General features: G+C 62.3%; 15 protein-coding genes. 7 read left to right on the plus strand and 8 right to left on the minus strand.

The annotated features are described in order from the left end of the window. Positions 1–6: 6 nt before the first annotated feature. The 5 genes from ACSQ2W_RS07150 to ACSQ2W_RS07170 all read right to left on the minus strand — a co-directional run bounded on the left by ACSQ2W_RS07150 (position 7) and on the right by ACSQ2W_RS07170 (position 5,366). Positions 7–1,065, minus strand: a complete 1,059-nt coding sequence (locus tag ACSQ2W_RS07150; RefSeq protein WP_436085633.1) for a Gfo/Idh/MocA family protein — start codon at positions 1,063–1,065, stop codon at positions 7–9. Continuing rightward, positions 1,062–1,901, minus strand: coding sequence for a carbohydrate ABC transporter permease (locus ACSQ2W_RS07155; RefSeq protein WP_436085634.1), 840 nt, complete (start codon positions 1,899–1,901; stop codon positions 1,062–1,064). The genes ACSQ2W_RS07150 and ACSQ2W_RS07155 overlap by 4 nt, the downstream gene beginning before the upstream one ends. A 12-nt stretch (positions 1,902–1,913) precedes the next feature. Beyond that, positions 1,914–2,864 (minus strand): carbohydrate ABC transporter permease, encoded by a 951-nt coding sequence (locus ACSQ2W_RS07160; protein ID WP_436085635.1) that lies wholly within the window; start codon positions 2,862–2,864, stop codon positions 1,914–1,916. 288 nt (positions 2,865–3,152) lie between these two features. Next, entirely contained in the window at positions 3,153–4,412 is a 1,260-nt protein-coding gene (locus ACSQ2W_RS07165; protein ID WP_436085636.1) for an ABC transporter substrate-binding protein, read from the minus strand. Between the two features lie 54 nt (positions 4,413–4,466). After that, on the minus strand, positions 4,467–5,366 hold the full coding sequence (locus ACSQ2W_RS07170; protein WP_436085637.1) for an N-acetylmuramic acid 6-phosphate etherase: 900 nt from the start codon (positions 5,364–5,366) through the stop codon (positions 4,467–4,469). A 197-nt stretch (positions 5,367–5,563) separates the two neighbouring features. Here ACSQ2W_RS07170 and ACSQ2W_RS07175 point away from each other — a divergent pair, with 197 nt between their 5' ends. Genes ACSQ2W_RS07175 through nagA form a run of 4 tightly spaced genes read left to right on the plus strand, consistent with a single transcriptional unit; the run spans position 5,564 to position 9,416 of the window. After that, positions 5,564–6,448: a BadF/BadG/BcrA/BcrD ATPase family protein gene (locus tag ACSQ2W_RS07175; RefSeq protein ID WP_436085638.1), complete on the plus strand. Its 885-nt coding sequence runs from the start codon at positions 5,564–5,566 to the stop codon at positions 6,446–6,448. Next, positions 6,445–7,209 carry a GntR family transcriptional regulator gene (locus ACSQ2W_RS07180; RefSeq protein ID WP_436085639.1) on the plus strand — a complete coding sequence of 255 codons (765 nt, stop codon included), beginning with the start codon at positions 6,445–6,447 and terminating at the stop codon, positions 7,207–7,209. Before ACSQ2W_RS07175 ends, ACSQ2W_RS07180 begins: the two co-directional genes overlap by 4 nt. A 27-nt stretch (positions 7,210–7,236) precedes the next feature. Beyond that, positions 7,237–8,259 (plus strand): SIS domain-containing protein, encoded by a 1,023-nt coding sequence (locus ACSQ2W_RS07185; protein WP_436087699.1) that lies wholly within the window; start codon positions 7,237–7,239, stop codon positions 8,257–8,259. Then, complete coding sequence (gene nagA / locus ACSQ2W_RS07190) at positions 8,256–9,416, plus strand: N-acetylglucosamine-6-phosphate deacetylase (protein ID WP_436085640.1); 1,161 nt, start codon at positions 8,256–8,258, stop codon at positions 9,414–9,416. The genes ACSQ2W_RS07185 and nagA overlap by 4 nt, the downstream gene beginning before the upstream one ends. A 13-nt stretch (positions 9,417–9,429) precedes the next feature. Here nagA and ACSQ2W_RS07195 read toward each other — a convergent pair whose 3' ends face one another. From ACSQ2W_RS07195 to ACSQ2W_RS07205, 3 genes are read right to left on the minus strand one after another with little or no spacing between them, the layout of a single operon-like run. Beyond that, on the minus strand, positions 9,430–10,158 hold the full coding sequence (locus ACSQ2W_RS07195; RefSeq protein ID WP_436085641.1) for a copper homeostasis protein CutC: 729 nt from the start codon (positions 10,156–10,158) through the stop codon (positions 9,430–9,432). Next, positions 10,155–11,066 (minus strand): ROK family protein, encoded by a 912-nt coding sequence (locus ACSQ2W_RS07200; RefSeq protein ID WP_436085642.1) that lies wholly within the window; start codon positions 11,064–11,066, stop codon positions 10,155–10,157. The genes ACSQ2W_RS07195 and ACSQ2W_RS07200 overlap by 4 nt, the downstream gene beginning before the upstream one ends. Then, complete coding sequence (locus ACSQ2W_RS07205; protein ID WP_436087700.1) at positions 11,063–12,424, minus strand: amidase; 1,362 nt, start codon at positions 12,422–12,424, stop codon at positions 11,063–11,065. The genes ACSQ2W_RS07200 and ACSQ2W_RS07205 overlap by 4 nt, the downstream gene beginning before the upstream one ends. Positions 12,425–12,606: 182 nt before the next feature. Between ACSQ2W_RS07205 and ACSQ2W_RS07210 the strand changes: the two genes are divergently transcribed. From ACSQ2W_RS07210 to ACSQ2W_RS07220, 3 genes are read left to right on the plus strand one after another with little or no spacing between them, the layout of a single operon-like run. After that, positions 12,607–13,344, plus strand: a complete 738-nt coding sequence (locus tag ACSQ2W_RS07210) for a sulfate transporter family protein (RefSeq protein WP_436085643.1) — start codon at positions 12,607–12,609, stop codon at positions 13,342–13,344. Between the two features lie 53 nt (positions 13,345–13,397). Beyond that, the gene (locus tag ACSQ2W_RS07215; protein WP_436085644.1) at positions 13,398–14,042 is read left to right on the plus strand and encodes a helix-turn-helix transcriptional regulator; all 645 of its coding nucleotides are present in this window, start codon (positions 13,398–13,400) and stop codon (positions 14,040–14,042) included. Then, the gene (locus tag ACSQ2W_RS07220; protein ID WP_436085645.1) at positions 14,039–15,178 is read left to right on the plus strand and encodes an aminotransferase class I/II-fold pyridoxal phosphate-dependent enzyme; all 1,140 of its coding nucleotides are present in this window, start codon (positions 14,039–14,041) and stop codon (positions 15,176–15,178) included. Before ACSQ2W_RS07215 ends, ACSQ2W_RS07220 begins: the two co-directional genes overlap by 4 nt. Positions 15,179–15,188 lie beyond the last annotated feature (10 nt).

Below are 15,188 nucleotides of genomic sequence, written 5' to 3' on the forward strand. Positions count from 1 at the left end.
CCTCTTTTACAGTTTAACGGGACGGCCGGTGCGCACGCTTTCATCGGCCGCAAGGCAGATGCGCAGCGACTGGACGGCATCGTCCATGTGTCGTTCCAGATCGATGTTTTCGGTGATGGCTTTCAGCACGTAGGCCTGTTCAAGATCGCAGAGTTCCTGATGCCCCGGCTCGCCGTCCATTTTCAGGTCTTCGTCCTTGTGAACGAACTTGCCGTCGGGCCCGGTTTGGGCCTTGTGGACACGAATGACCGCGGTCTTGGTGTGCGTGTCGATATCGTCGGATTTGGCCTTCGGGTCCATGACGATCGAGACCGATCCGTTCGGCGACATCACGTCCTTCACGAAGAAGGCCGTTTCCGAGATCATCGGCCCCCAGCCGGCTTCGTACCATCCCACCGAACCATCCTCGTAGATCACCTGCAGATGGCCGTAATTGTACATGTCCGGCGCGACCTCGTTGGAAAGGCGCAAGCCCATGCCCCGCACTTCGACGGCCCGGGCATCGGTGATCTGGCACATGACATCGACGTAATGCACGCCGCAATCGACGATCGGCGACGTGGTGTCCATCAGCGCCTTGTGCGTCGCCCAGGTCGGGCCGCTCGATTGCTGGTTGAGGTTCATGCGGAAGACATAGGGGCCGCCCAGCTTGCGCGCCTCGGCGATCAGCCGCACCCAGGAGGGGTGATGGCGCAGAATATAGCCAACGATGAGTTTCCTGCCGGCTGCCTTCGCCGCTGCAACCACCCGCTCCGCGTCCGCGACAGTCGTTGCCAGCGGCTTTTCGACAAAGACGTCACCGCCGACCTCGAACGCCATCACCGCATAGTCGGCGTGGCTGTCGGAGTAGGTACAGATCGAGCAGAGATCGGGCTTCAACTCCTTCAGTGCGGCTTCGAAGCTCGGATGGATCGTGTAGCCCTGAAGTTCGGGCACAAGATCGACGTTCGAGCGGTTGACCAGACCAACGATCTCGAAGCCGGGATTGTTGTGATAGGCGAGCGCATGGCTGCGGCCCATATTGCCGAGGCCTGCGACGAGTACGCGGATGGGCTTGGCGCTCACTTGACTGCTCCTGCGGTAATGCCGCGGATCAGCTGCCGCGAGAAGATGACGTAGAGGATGAGGACCGGGAAGATCGCCAGCGACAGGGCCGCAAGCACCGCGTTCCAGTTGGTGACGAACTGGCCGATGAAGACCTGTGAGCCGAGCGTGACGGTCTTGGTGGCTTCTCCGGGCGCGAGGATCAGCGGGAACCAGAGATCGTTCCAGATCGGGATCATCGTAAAGACCGCGACCGTCGCCATGGCCGGCTTGATGAGCGGCAGCACCAACCGGAAGAAGATCGCATATTCCGACAGGCCGTCGATGCGGCCGGCATTCTTCAGATCGTCCGAGACGGTACGCATGAACTCCGACAGGATGAAGATGGCAAGCGGCAGACCTTGCGCGGTATAAACGAGGATCAGCGCCGTCAGCGTGTTCACCAGACCGGCGGCGACCATGCCCTGCAGGATCGCAACCGTCCCAAGGCGGATCGGAATCATGATGCCGATGGCGAGATAAAGCCCCATCATCGTATTGCCCCTGAAGCGATATTCCGACAGCGCGAACGCCGCCATCGCGCCGAACAGGAGCACGAAGAAGATCGAGACGACGGTGACGATCAGGCTGTTCTGGAAATAGCCGACGAAATCGCCCTGCTTCAGCACCGTCTCGTAACCGACGAGACTGAAGGTATTTGCAGTCGGCGGCGAAAGCGGCGTGCGGAAGATGGCATTCCGGTCCTTGAACGAGTTCACGATCGTCAGGAGCACCGGGAACAGGGCGATGGCGGTATAGCCGGCGAGCGCCAGATGTACGAAGCTGGAACGCAGGGGTGACATGCGTGCTTTTGACATTTTGTCTCTCCCTTAGAACTGGTAGCGGCGGACACGCCGCTGGATGCCGAAGAGATAGAGCGACACGCCGGCAAGGATGATCAGGAACATCACCGTGGCGATGGTGGCGCCCATCGAACGGTCGCCCAGCTGCAGCTGGAAGCCGAAGAAGGTGCGATAGAGCAGCGTGCCGAGAATGTCGGTGGATCCGTCCGGTCCGGCCAGCGCCCCCTGCACGGTATAGATCAGGTCGAACGCATTGAAGTTGCCGACGAAGGTCAGAATCGACACCATGCCGATCGCCGGCAGTACCAACGGCAGCTTGATCTTCCAGAACTGGCTCCAGCCGGTGACGCCGTCGCATTCCGCCGCCTCGATCACCTCGTCGGGGATGTTGAGCAGCGCCGCATAGATCAGCATCATCGGGATGCCGATATTCTGCCAGACGGAGATCAGCGACACCGCGATCAGCGCCGAGCCGGGCTTGCCAAGCCAGGGCGCGAAGAAGGCCTTGAGACCGACCAGGTCCATGAAAAACGGCGTGATGCCCCAGATCGGCGACAGGATCAGCTTCCAGATGAAACCGACGATGACAAAGGACAACAGCGTCGGCAGGAAAATCGCCGTGCGATAAAAGGTTGCGAGCCTGAGCTTCGGAATCGACAGCATGGCGGCAAGGGCGATGCCGACCGGATTCTGGACCAGCATGTGAATGGTAAAGAAGATGAAGTTGTTCTTCAGCGCCCGCCAGAAATCCGCCGCCCAGCGCTCCTCGCCGAACAGCACCTGGAAATTGGCAAAGCCGACGAACGTCGCCTGGCCGTCCACGGTGTTGAACAGCGACAGGCGCAGCGTCTCCACGAGCGGCAGGATCATGACGGCGGAATAGATCATGAAGGCCGGCAGCAGGAAAACGAGGATATGCCAGCGTTTCGGCCGCGCCGTTGTTTTGATGCTGTCCTCAGACATTATGGCGCTGCTCATGGCTCTGCCGCTCCGACCCGTTTTTCGTCGATCGCCGCGAAATGCGGCAAGGCGCTGCGCCGCCGGTCCCCGCCGCGCATGCCTCAACCAGCGGGCCGAAGCCGCCGGCGGGATGTGATTTCAGATTACACGATTTTGCGCTCAATGCGCCGGCGCCTGCCTTACCTCCCCCTTGAGGGGGGAGGTCGCGCGGAACGCGCGGGTGGGGGTGACAATTGCTTCACGCAAGAGATCACCCCACCCCGGCACTTCGTGCCGAACCTCCCCCTCAAGGGGAGGGAAAGTTGCCTACTTCGCCGGCTTGTACCAGCTGTCGAGACCCTTCTGCAGTTTCTCGGCGGCGACTTCCGGCGTATCGGTGCCGTTGATCACGTTGGCCGATTCAACCCAAGTCTCGTTTTCGAGGCTCGGGGTACCGCGCGCCAGGATCTGGTAGGTCGAGCGGATGGTCGGCTTGCACTTTTCACGCCAGGAGACGAATTCCTGGGCGAGCGGATCGCTCATCTTCACCGGCGTCGAATTCAGGCTGAAGAAGCCCGGCAGCGCGTTGGCGTAGATGTCGGCGAATTCCGGCGAGGCAACCCAGCTCAGGAACTTCTTGGCTTCTTCCGGATGCGCGCTCTTGGCATTCAGGCCAACGCCGATGTCGGTGTGGTCCGAGATATAGCAGGTATCGCCAGCGGCCTTAACCGGCGGCGGGAAGGCGCCCATCTTGAACTGGGCCTGGGTGTTGAACAGGCCGATTTCCCACGAGCCGGCCGGATAGATGGCGGCGCGGCCAAGCGTGAAGAGGTTCTGGCTGTCCGGATAGGTCTGGGCTTCGAAGCCGTCGCCGAGATAGTCCTTCCACTTGGCAAGAACGCGGTAGGGCTCGACCCACGGCTCGTCGGTCAGCTTCTGCTCGCCCTTGATGAGAGCGGCGCGGCCTTCCTCACCCTTCCAATAGGTCGGGCCGATGTTCTGATAGCCCATGGTTGCGGCTTCCCAGAGATCCTTCGTGCCCATGGCCAACGGGATATAGGTGCCATCGGCCTTGATCTTGTCGAGGGCGGCAAAGAATTCGGCTTCCGTCGTGGGGACGGCGATACCGAGCTTGTCGAAGGCATCCTTGTTGTAGATGAAGCCGTGAATGACCGATGCCATCGGCACGCAGAAGGTTGCCGAACCATCGTCCGTCGTCCAGGCTGACTTGGCGACCGGCGAGAAGTTCTCCATGCCGGCAAGACCCGTTAGGTCGGCGAGGTGCTTCTTGTTGTAGAGTTCGAGCGAGACGTCGAACGGACGGCAGGTGATGAGGTCACCAGCGGAGCCGGCGTCGAGCTTGGCGTTCAGCGCGGCGTTGTATTCAGTCGGCGCGGTCGGCGCGAACTTCACCTTGATGCCTGGATTCTTCGCTTCGAATGCCGGGATCAGCTTTTCCTGCCAGATGGTCAGGTCATCGTTGCGCCAGCTTTCGATTGTCAGCGTGACGTCTTCCGCATGCGCCAGCCCGGCGGAGCCGAGGATGCTGGAGGCAAGCAGCAAGCCTTTCAAAGTCGTGCGGGTCATTACGTTCTCCCTTTTATATGCGCCGGTCCGGCGCGGTTTTGGAACCCTTAAAAATCAATGTGCCGTGACGCTGGACAAGGCGCGGCGCAAGTTTTGACCGGCCTCGGCAAGTGCGGCTTCCGCCTCCGCCACATCCTCTGCCCCAGCAGCAAGAAGAATGGCGATCTTTACCGAACCCGACGACGTGGTGAGATAGCGGCCCGCTTCCGTCGCGCCGATACCGGCGATATCTGAGACGATACGGACGGCGCGGCCGCGCAGTTTGGCATTGTCGGCCTTCAGATTGACCATGTACCCGTCGTAGACATGGCCGAGATGGATGCCGACGAGGGTCGAAAACATATTGAAGGCGATCTTCTGCGCCGTCGCCGCCCCCATGCGGGTCGATCCGGAGATCACCTCGGGAGGGGTCTGCAACAGGATGGCCACTTCGGCACCCTCGAAAAGCATGGCGCCGGGATTGTTCGCCATGACGATGACGCGTGCACCGCACCGCCGGGCTTCATCGGCTGCAGCCAGCGCATAGGGCGTCGAGCCGCTGGCGGAGACGGCAATCAGGCAATCGCCCTTGCTGATGCCGGCATCGCGCACATCCTTGCGCGCCAGATCCACGTCGTCTTCATAGCCGCCGGCGAGATCGGTCAGGCTTGCGGCACCACCAGCCAGCAGAACAACGATCTTGTCGTGGCCAATTCCATACGTACCGGGCAATTCCAGCGCATCTGTCATGGCCATAAGACCCGAGCTGCCGGCGCCGGCATAGACAAGGCGGCCACCACTGGCGAGCGCTTCGGCGGCTATCTGCGCGGCGCTTGCAAGCGGTTCGATCGCGGCATCGACAGCCTTCGCCGCAGCCTGCTGACCGGACGCAAGCAGACGAAGCGCCAGGGCCGGATGCATCACATCCAATCCCACCGACTTTTCATGACGCTCTTCGGTCTTCAACGACGGCATGCGCTCAATCTCCCTCTCTGCAAATTAATGCCAAAAAAATACCAATTGTCTAGGAAAAATTAACATTCGAACAAAGAAAATTTTCGCCATACAAAATAAGCAATATATTTCAGCTGTTTAATTGATAATTCCAATTAAAGGCCAAATCCCTCTTGGTTAATGGTATTTTTTTGGTATCATTTCCCCCGGAGGTATTCATGCCACACTACATTATGGGAATCGATGGCGGGGGCACGAGCTGCCGCGCGGCAGTAGCGGACGCCGAAGGGCGCATCCTCGGCCGCGGCAAAAGCGGTGCCGCCAACATTCTGACCGATCCCGACAATGCCCTGATCCATATTGTCGGCGCGGCCACGGCTGCGTTCGAGGAGGCGAATATCGCGCCCTCGGAGATCGGCTCAGCCTCAGCACTCCTCGGGCTGGCGGGCAGTAATGTCGGCGACGCCGTACATTATGTGAAGGAGCGCCTGCCGTTTGCGAAGGCCGATATCGAATCTGACGGGCTGATCGCCCTCCAAGGCGCTCTCGGCGACAGCGACGGTGCTGTCGCCATACTCGGCACCGGCTCGATCTACATCGCCCGGCAGGGAAGCGACATCCGCTACATCGGCGGATGGGGTTTTCAGATCGGCGATCTCGGCAGCGGCGGACGCCTCGGCCATTCTCTTCTGCAGGAAAGCGTGCTGGCTTACGACCATATCCACCCTTCCTCGCCGCTGACCGATGCCGTGATGGCGGAATTCAACTCCGATCCGCGCGGCGTCGTGGAGTTCGCACGCGTTGCGCGACCCGGCGAATTCGGCCGCTTCGCGCCGAAGGTTTTCGCGTTCGCGGAACGCAGCGACCCGGTGGCAATCGCCCTGCTGCGGGCATCCGTGCAAACGATCGACGAGGCTCTCGATGTCGTTGTGGCGCGCGGTAGCCGCAAGCTCTGCCTGCTCGGCGGACTGGCGCCACTCTATCGCCCCTGGCTGGCAGAGCGGCACCAGCCTTTGTTCGTGGAGCCGGAAGCCGACGCGCTGATCGGCTCGGTTGCGCTCGCCGCCAAGCGTTTTGCGGCTGGCACGAGAGAAAAGGCATGACCCAGCATCTCGAGGCCATACTGCCGCTGGAGGGCCTGCAGGGCGGAGGCTCCGGTCCGCTATACCTGAAACTTCGGCAGTCGCTCGAGGAGGCGATCCTGTCGGGCAAGCTGAACCACGGCGATGCGCTGCCGCCGGAACGCGATCTGGCCGACTATGCCAGCATCAGCCGGGTGACGGTGCGCAAGGCCGTGGACGATCTGGTCAAGGACGGCCTGTTGGTGCGCCGTCATGGCTCCGGGACCTTCGTGGTCAAACCGGTAAGCCGTGTCCAGCAGTCGCTGTCGCGACTGACCTCCTTTACCGAGGACATGGCGCGGCGCGGGCTGACGACGACGGCGCAGTGGATCGAGCGCGGGCTTTTCCACCCATCGCCGGACGAGATGATGGTGCTTGGTCTGGCCGCCGATTCGCTCGTTGCGCGTCTCGGCCGCCTGCGCATCGCCGATGATATGCCGCTTGCCATCGAGCGCGCGAGCATTTCCGCCGAATTCCTGCCCGACCCTCTCCGGATTGGGTCATCGCTCTATGCCGAGCTCGACAAGACGAAATCGCGGCCGGTGCGCGCCGTGCAGCGAATTTCCGCCTGCAGCCTGAAGGATCCGGACGCGGCAATGCTCGGCGTGCCGGTTGGATCGGCGAGCCTGTCGATCGAACGTATTTCGTATCTCGCCTCCGGCCGCGTCGTCGAATTCACCCGCTCGCTCTACCGGGGCGACGCCTATGACTTCGTGGCGGAACTGACCCTGCCGGAATCGTAAGAACGACCCAAGAAGAAAGACATGACCATGCAGACCAATATGCGGCGCGAAATCGATGAGATTCCCGAGGCGGCGGCCCGCCTTCTCGACCAGTCCGGAGCCGCGATCAAACAGGCCGGCGCAGCACTGCGCGAAAAGGATCCGGCCTTCCTCGTTACGATTGCCCGCGGCTCGTCCGATCATGCCGCCCTGTTCCTGAAATACGCAATCGAGCTTTCGACCGGACGGCCCGTTGCGTCGCTTGGGCCCTCGCTCGCCTCCATCTACGGCGCGAAGTTGCAGCTGTCCGGTGCCGCCTCGATTGCGATTTCGCAGTCCGGCAAGAGCCCGGACATCGTCGCCATGGCCGAAGCGGCCACCACGGCCGGCGCGGTGACGATAGCGCTGACCAACACCCTGCCCTCGCCGATTTCACAAGCCAGCACCCATCCGCTCGATATCCTCGCCGGCCCGGAAATCGCCGTTGCCGCGACCAAATCCTACGTCAACTCGATTGTCGCTGGGCTTGCCATTCTCGGCGAATGGACCGGCAACGAGGCCCTGCAGCGCGCCGTCGCCGACCTGCCGGTGCAATTCGCCAAGGCAGTGAAGCTCGACTGGCAGGCGCTCGCGAACGAACTCGGGGATGCGGAATCGCTCTTCGTGCTCGGCCGCGGGCCGGCGCTTGCCATCGCCAGCGAGGCAGCGCTGAAATTCAAGGAAACCTCCGGCATGCATGCCGAAGCCTATTCAGCAGCGGAAGTGCTGCATGGACCGGTGGCGCTGGTCGAGAAGCGCTTCCCCGTCATCGGCCTTGCCGCGCGCGACGCGGCCGAAGGGTCGGTCACCGGCATTCTCGACGGTCTCAGCGGCAAAGGCGCGCTTGCCTTCGTCACGTCCTCCAACGCCAAGGCAGCGACGGTACTGCCCTTCGTCGAGACCGGCCATCCGCTCACAGACGCGCTGACGCTGATCCTTCCATTCTACGGCTTCGTCGAATCCTGGTCGCGCTCGCGCGGCCTTAACCCTGATGCGCCCGTCGCCCTCAAGAAGGTAACGGAGACACGATGACCGCACAGACAGCTATCACCGGCGCCCGGATTTTCGACGGCCTCTTGTGGCACGATGGCCAGTCCCTGCTGCTGGACGGCGGAACCGTCACCGGCATTTTGCCGGAGAGCGAGCTGCCCGCCGGCACCGAAACGATCGGCGCCACGGGGCAACTGCTGGTGCCCGGCTTCATCGACCTGCAGGTCAACGGCGGCGGTGGCGTGATGCTGAATGATCGCCAGGACGTCGATGCCATCCGCACCATCTGCGCCGCCCACGCGCAATTCGGCACAACGGCCCTTTTACCGACGCTCATCACCGATACGTTCGCGGTTCGCGCACGCACAATCGAGGGCGGACGTCAGGCAAAGGCTGAAGGCGTGCCCGGTTTCCTCGGGCTTCACCTGGAGGGACCGCATCTTTCCATTGCCCGCAAGGGCGCGCATGATCCGGCGCTCATCCGCCCGATGGAGCAGATCGATCTCGATGCCATGCTCGCCTGCGCAGGCGTATTCGATGCGATGATGGTGACCGTCGCGCCCGAAAATACAACGGCTGCTCAGGTCAAGGCGCTGGCAGAAGCCGGCATCGTTGTCAGCCTTGGTCACACGGATACAGGCTACAGGACCGTTGTCGAATATGCGGCCGCCGGCGCCCGCACGATCACCCATCTGTTCAACGCCATGAGCCCGCTCGGCCATCGCGAGCCCGGCGTCGTCGGCGGCGCCCTCGATACCGGCGGCCTCTACGCAGGGATCATCGCCGATGGTTTCCACGTCGATCCGGTGTCGATGGGTGTGGCGCTGCGCGCCAAGACCGGACCGGGGCGGATTTTCATCGTCACCGATGCCATGTCGACGATCGGCTCCGACCAGACCAGCTTCCTGCTCAACGGCCGCGAGATCTTTCGCAAGGACGGGCGCCTGACGCTGGCCGACGGGACGCTCGCTGGCGCCGATATCGATATGCTGTCGTCGGTGCGCTTTGCGCATGAAAAGCTGAACCTGCCGCTCAACGAGGCGATCCGCATGGCCTCGGCCTATCCGGCGGACGCCGTGGGCATCGCCGCCCGCAAGGGCCGGCTGGTGCCGGGTCTCGACGCCGACTTCGTCGTGCTGACGGAAGGGCTGGACATGGTTTCGACCTGGATTGGTGGCAAATGCGTTTTCAAGGCATAAATTGGGCGGCCTGTCAGGGCGCGGCCGTCAGCCGCGCTTTCAGTTTGCCGACGACACTTGCATCCGTCCGCTTGGCGCTCGGCGCGACAAAGCCGAGCGATACCAGCCGCGGGTCATGAACCGGCTGATCGAGCGAGCATGACGAATGAACCTCACTCACGGCAAGCCGTGACAGCAGTCCGTCGATCGTATCCAAGGTTACGCCTGACCCCGGCATGATGGAGATGCGGCCACTGGCGGCCCTGATGATCGATGCCAGAGCATCAACACCATCCAATGCCTTTTTCGCCCCACCCGACGTCAGGATGCGCTCGAAGCCAAGATCGACCGCGATTTCCACCGCCTCGGCAAAATCCGGCACCAGATCAAAGGCCCGGTGCAGCGTCAGGCTCAGTCCCGCAGCATGCTCGACCAACAGCCGCAATGTGGCCACATCCAGGCCACCATCTCGACCGCTTGCCCCCAGAACAACACCGGCAAGGCCTGCGGCGCGTACTGCATCGATCTCCGCGCGCATGATGCCGATATCGTCGGCATTGAATACGAAATCGCCGGGACGCGGCCGGATCATCGCATAGACGGGAATAGCGAGTTTGGCCGCCATGGTCATCAGTCCCGGCGAGGGCGTGAGGCCGCCGACGGAGAGCGCCGAGCATAGCTCGATGCGATCGGCGCCGCCTTCGACGGCTGCCATGAGACCCGTCGCGTCATCGACGCAGACTTCCAGAAGAATATTGGTCATCGGGATTCTCCGCCAAGGCCGAGGACGGCAGCACCAATCAGGCCCGGCTCGATGCGGCATTCGCCAGGCACGACCAGGGGCCGCTCGAATTTTCGCAGAATGCGCGCGCGCACGGCCTTGTCGATCTGCGCAATCAGCGGCGTGACATTGGCAAGGCCACCGCCGACCGGAACGATCGTCGCGCCGGTGATGTTGACCGTCAGCGCCAGCGGCGAGCTGACGAGATCGACAAGCACCTCGATCGTCCGCGTTGCCTCGGCATCGCCAGCTTGCCAGAGCGTGGTGATCTCTTCGCTGATCAGCGTCTTGCCATGCAGCGTCTGGTGCAGGCGTTCCATGCCGCGGGCACCGCCGACGGTATCGACGCAGCCGCGCTGGCCGCAGCCGCAATCAAAGGTGGGGATCGCGACCGGTGGTGTGCCGGCTACGGAAGCGACCGTCGGGCCGTGGCCCCATTCGCCGGCGAAACCGCCATCCGCATTGATCAGCCTGCCATCCACCACAAGGCCGCCGCCAACACCAGTGCCGAAGATGACGCCGAGCACGATCCTATGGCCGCGGCCGGCACCGGCGCCGGCCTCCGCCAGCGCAAAACAATCCGCATCATTGGCGAGGAGCACGGGCAGGCCGAGGAAAGCGGACAGGTCGGCAGAAAGCGTGCGGCCGTCGATGCACGGGATGTTGGCGCATTTGATCGCCCGAGTTTCCGGATCAACGACACCGGTAATCGATATGGCGATGCGATCGGGCTTGCCGCCCGCTTGATCTATGACATCGCGGATTGTCGCAGCAAAAGCGTCGAAGTCATCAAGCGGCGTCGACCGGCGCGCCAGCGGCTGGACGCTATCCGCGGTTTGGGCGACGGCACCCTTGATGGCCGAGCCACCAATGTCGAAACAGACGATCATGCGTCACCACGGATGACGGCTTCCGCGGAAAGCGCCGCCGACAACAGGGGTTCATCTTCATTTCTTTGGCCGGAAAGCAGGAAACCGACCGGCATGCCGGCATCGCCCGTGCCGCAGGGAATGGAGACGCCGCAGCCATCGAGAAAATTGCCGATCGAGGTGTTGCGCAGCGTCTTGCCGTTGGCCTTGAAAAACAGGTCGTCATCGGCAAGCAGTGGCGCGATCGGCGGCGCCACATGCGGCAGGGTCGGATGCGCCATCAGTTCGCCCGGTTCGAGAGTGTCGGCCAAGGCTGCGATCAGCCGCTGGCGGGCATCGAGAATAGCGACGTAATCGGTCATGCCGATCTTTTCGCCGAGCCGCGTGCGCGCGACCACGCGCTGATCCATCCGTTCGGCATCGGCGCCCTGAAGGCGTTCCTTGTGCAGCGCATAGGCCTCGGCCGTTACCAGGGCGCCATGGCGCGCCGCCAGCCCGAAAATCTCAGCAAAGACCGGGAAGGCGCGCCGCGCGATCCGGGCGCCTGCCTTTTCCAATCGAACGATTGCGGCCTCGAAGGCGGCAACGACGGCGGTCTCGGCATCGTCGAACACGACGGTCTCCGGTATGACGAGCTTCAGATCGGTGAGGTCCGTCCGGCTGACATCCGGCGCCGTGCGGCCACGCATCGCGGCGTCGATCCAGATGGCGTCCAGCACGGTACGGCAAAGCGGCCCGAGCGAATCGAGGCTTTTTGCCAGCGGGAAAACGCCCTGCATCGAATAACGGCCGCGCGTTGCCTTGTAGCCGACGATACCATTCAATGCCGCGGGAATGCGGATCGAACCGCCCGTGTCCGTGCCGATCGCGACGGGCACCAGACCGGCGGCTACCGCCACACCGGAACCTGCGGACGAGCCGCCCGGAATGCGTGGCACGTCGCGAGAGGCGGCGTTGTGCGCCGTACCGCAATGCGGATTGATGCCGAGGCCGGAAAAGGCGAACTCGCTCAGATTGGTGCGGCCGACGCTGACCATTCCGGCGCTCGCAAGCGCCTTGACCACGACTGCATCTGCCCTTGCCGGCACGCCATCTACCAAGACGGCGGAGCCGGCTGTTGTTACCGAACCCTTCGTGTCGAACAGATCCTTCCACGCCACCGGTATACCGTCGAGAAGGCCGAGGGACCGGCCAGACCGAATGCGTTCGCTCGAGGCCTTTGCTTCTGCTAGCGCGCGCTCACCCAGCAAGGCGGTGAAAATCGCCTGATCCCGGTGCCCGGCTATTTTGTCAAGCGTGGTCGTGGCCAGTTCCACCGGATCGACAGTGCCCGCCTGCAGCAGGACGGAAAGCCCCGCAGCCGACATGTTTCCGTCCAATCTGATCATCGTCATTTCTCCGAAACTGCATTCCGTCGCGATATCATATCGGTGCGGTCGGTGATTTGGCAGCGCATTCCGCCTCCTTCGCACATGATTTTTGCCACAGCCTTGCCCGGTGACGCCCTCCCGCCTACATGCCCAAGGTGGCAAAACGGCCGCTAACGGTACGGAGATGAGTGATGATATTCGACGCGGCGCGGCTTTCCTTTGCCAATCTCTTTGCACTTGAGACGCGTTCGGTTTTCTGGAAGGTCCTGGGCCTGACGCTACTGGCGCTTGCCGGACTTTGGCTGGCGCTACGCGAACTCTTCGCCTACCTCGCCTTGCCGTGGCTCGACGGACTCATTCCCGGCACATCCGGCTGGGAAGGGTGGCTTGCCTTCGTCATCGGCCTATTTGCCAGCCTCGGCATCGCGCTGGCGCTGGCGCTGCTTCTGGCGCCGGTCACAGCGCTGATCGCCGGCTTTTTTCTCGACGATGTGGCGGAGGTGGTCGAGAAGCGCGACTATCCGGTGGAACCGGCTGGCCGCCCCCTGCCGCTGGGCGAAGCGATTGCCGGGACCATAAAGTTCCTGGGCGTGGTCATTGCCGGGAACATCGTGGCGCTGGTCCTGCTGCTCGTCCCCGGCATCAACCTGATCGCCTTCTTTCTGGTCAATGGCTATCTGCTCGGCCGGGAATTCTTCGAGTTCGCCGCGATGCGCCACCGGCCGCCCGCCGAGGCGCGGCTGTTTCGCACCAAGCATGCCGGCACCGTCTTTTTGGCAGGCCTCATTCTCGCAGCCTTCCTCGCCGTGCCAATTCTCAATCTGCTAACGCCTCTCTTTGCCGCCGGCATGATGGTGCATCTTCACAAGAAGCTGTCCCAACACGACCCGGCGTTTCATCAGCAACTGAATCAAGGCGTAATGCCGTAGCTTTTACAATTTGTCTATATTGACTATTTGTAGATTTTGTTGGATAAGACTGCATGTCTCATCCATTGATGCCCTTCATCCCCGTCTGCGACGCGATCGCCACACTGTTTGCGCCGTATGTGGAGGCCGTTCTGCATGATCTCGATAGCGGGCTGATTTTCCATATCGCCAATGTCTTCTCGAAGCGGCGGCCGGGAGACAGTTCACTCAACGAGGCTGACCTGGCGTCCTCGCTCGAAGACGACGTGATCGGTCCCTATGGCAAATCCAATTGGGACGGCCGCCGGCTGAAGGCGATCACGGCGGTGCTGCGCGACGCTGAGGGCAGGCCGATCGGGTTGCTCTGCATCAACCATGACATCGAAGCCTTTGCGGGGGTCTTCGACCAGTTGAAATCGATGGTCGATACCGCCGCGCCCATGCCGAAGACGTCGGCCTTGATCGCGGAGGATTGGCGCGAGGCGGTCAATTCCGTAATCGGCGACTTCCTTGGCACACGCAGAGCAGCGCTTGCGGGTCTGACGAGCGCTGACATGGACGATTTAATCGGCATGCTTGACGCCCGTGGGGTCTTTGCCATCCGCAAGGCCGTTCCCTATGTCGCCGAGATCCTGAAACTGTCACGGGCGACGATCTACAATCGCCTTGGCGCGATCCGTCAGAAACAGGACGCCGCCGGTCAGGGAGCACCGCGATGACGAAGCCGATGCGTGACTTTGCTCTGGAAACCTACATGTCCAAATGGGAGTTCGTCGCGAAATACAACATGACCGCCTCCGACGCGGAAAGCATGCAGCTGCCGGAATTGCTTGCCATGGCAAGCAACGAGGATCGTTCCGATTTCGAACATCTGAGCCTCGGCTATACCGAAACCTTTGGCGCGCGTGCACTCCGGCAGGAGATCGCCGGCACCTATGACACGGTCGAGCCGGAAAACCTGATCTGCTTTGCCGGTGCCGAAGAGGCGATCTATGTGGCGATGAAGGTGCTGCTGACCGCGGGCGACCACGCCATCATCATCACGCCGAACTACCAGGCCGCCGAAACCCTGCCGCTCAGCATCTGCGCCGTTACCGGCGTGGCGCTCGATATGGACAAGAAGTGGGATCTCGACATCGGCCGCATCAAGGCGGCGCTTCGGCCGAACACGAAACTGATCTCGATCAATTTCCCCAACAACCCCACCGGCAGGATCCTGCCGCGCACGACCTTCGATGCTCTCATCGAACTCTGCCGCATGCACGGCATCTGGCTGTTCAGCGACGAAGTCTACCGGCTGATCGAAAAGGACGAAGCCCTGCGCCTGCCGCAGGCCGTCGATGTCTATGAGCGCGGAATTTCGCTCAACGTCATGTCGAAAGCCTATGGCCTGCCGGGACTGCGGATCGGTTGGCTGGCAGCCAGGGATCGCGAATTTCTGGTACGCTGCGAGCGCTACAAGCATTTCCTGTCGATCTGCAATTCGGCGCCATCGGAAATCCTGGCGCGAATTGCGTTGAAAAACCGAGACCAGATCCTGGCACGGACGCGGGGCATCGTTCGCAGCAATATCACCGCGCTGAACGCATTCTTTGCCGAATTCCCGCATCTGTTCGACTGGCGCGAGCCCGATGGGGGTTGCGTTGCCTTCATCCGCTACAAGGGCGCGGATGGCGTCGAAGAGTTTACCAGGCGCGTCGTCGAGGAAGCCGGCGTGTTCTTTCTGCCGTCGAGCGTCTATCGCTCGGATCTGACGCCCGTTCCGGAAAACTGCCTGCGTATCGGCTTCGGCCGCCTGCATGTGCCGGAAGGGCTCACCGCCTTACACAATTGGCTCCGGCGCAACGGCGTTTAACCCCAAGGAA

The sequence above is a fragment of the Pararhizobium sp. LjRoot255 genome (genome assembly GCF_964252905.1).
Taxonomy (GTDB): domain Bacteria; phylum Pseudomonadota; class Alphaproteobacteria; order Rhizobiales; family Rhizobiaceae; genus Pararhizobium.

Coding starts and splice junctions, on each gene's coding strand:
- ACSQ2W_RS07155 (WP_436085634.1), bottom strand. CDS start 1,901: ATGTCAAAAGCACGCATGTCACCCCTGCGTTCCAGCTTCGTACATCTG.
- ACSQ2W_RS07160 (WP_436085635.1), bottom strand. CDS start 2,864: ATGAGCAGCGCCATAATGTCTGAGGACAGCATCAAAACAACGGCGCGG.
- ACSQ2W_RS07165 (WP_436085636.1), bottom strand. CDS start 4,412: ATGACCCGCACGACTTTGAAAGGCTTGCTGCTTGCCTCCAGCATCCTC.
- ACSQ2W_RS07170 (WP_436085637.1), bottom strand. CDS start 5,366: ATGCCGTCGTTGAAGACCGAAGAGCGTCATGAAAAGTCGGTGGGATTG.
- ACSQ2W_RS07175 (WP_436085638.1), top strand. CDS start 5,564: ATGCCACACTACATTATGGGAATCGATGGCGGGGGCACGAGCTGCCGC.
- ACSQ2W_RS07180 (WP_436085639.1), top strand. CDS start 6,445: ATGACCCAGCATCTCGAGGCCATACTGCCGCTGGAGGGCCTGCAGGGC.
- ACSQ2W_RS07185 (WP_436087699.1), top strand. CDS start 7,237: ATGCAGACCAATATGCGGCGCGAAATCGATGAGATTCCCGAGGCGGCG.
- nagA (WP_436085640.1), top strand. CDS start 8,256: ATGACCGCACAGACAGCTATCACCGGCGCCCGGATTTTCGACGGCCTC.
- ACSQ2W_RS07195 (WP_436085641.1), bottom strand. CDS start 10,158: ATGACCAATATTCTTCTGGAAGTCTGCGTCGATGACGCGACGGGTCTC.
- ACSQ2W_RS07200 (WP_436085642.1), bottom strand. CDS start 11,066: ATGATCGTCTGTTTCGACATTGGTGGCTCGGCCATCAAGGGTGCCGTC.
- ACSQ2W_RS07210 (WP_436085643.1), top strand. CDS start 12,607: ATGATATTCGACGCGGCGCGGCTTTCCTTTGCCAATCTCTTTGCACTT.
- ACSQ2W_RS07215 (WP_436085644.1), top strand. CDS start 13,398: ATGTCTCATCCATTGATGCCCTTCATCCCCGTCTGCGACGCGATCGCC.
- ACSQ2W_RS07220 (WP_436085645.1), top strand. CDS start 14,039: ATGACGAAGCCGATGCGTGACTTTGCTCTGGAAACCTACATGTCCAAA.